The 548-nt window shown below is 57.5% G+C and carries 1 pseudogene; it reads right to left on the reverse strand.

What is annotated here, in order from left to right:
* Positions 1–538, reverse strand: a pseudogene (locus tag NKH54_RS32465) (TlpA family protein disulfide reductase); the annotation flags it as partial.
* Between the last annotated feature and the right edge of the window lie 10 nt (positions 539–548).

Below are 548 nucleotides of genomic sequence, written 5' to 3' on the forward strand. Positions count from 1 at the left end.
GTTCGGACAGCTCCTTGCCCATCGCGAAGCGCTCAGCAGATGGAATGTGCGAATGGTCATGCGCTGGATGGAAGAGTTGGTCTAGCGCTGCAAGTATCCAATCCTCGGAGTTTCTGTCGATCGCGTCCAGAACCAACTGGCGTATGACGGGCAAGCCGGTCCGCATGTTGTGCATTCTGTGAAGCACCAGATGTGCATGAGCCCGGCGGAAATTGAGGTCGTCCGGCATCAAGGCGATGCCCTCTTCCAATGTCGAGGATGCCGTCTTCCAGTCCTGTTTCCCCACCGCCGCCCAAAATCTCTCATTGATCGGCTTCTTCAACGCTTGTTCGCGCGCCAGGGATTCGCTTGTGGCGATCCGCTCCTGATCGGCGGCTTTCGCTTTGTTGCTGGTGCGCCAGCTGCCGTTGAGCACTTTCGGCAAAACCTCATCGAGTTGGCTCGGATGACCGATAAAGGCGATGTGGCCGTCTCGGTCGACCACGAACGAGGTCGGAAGCCCGGCGGAAAAGCTGGGTTTCATCCAAAGCTTGTTCATTTCGCCTGTG

Source organism: Mesorhizobium sp. M1004, assembly GCF_040318795.1.
Classification (GTDB): domain Bacteria; phylum Pseudomonadota; class Alphaproteobacteria; order Rhizobiales; family Rhizobiaceae; genus Mesorhizobium.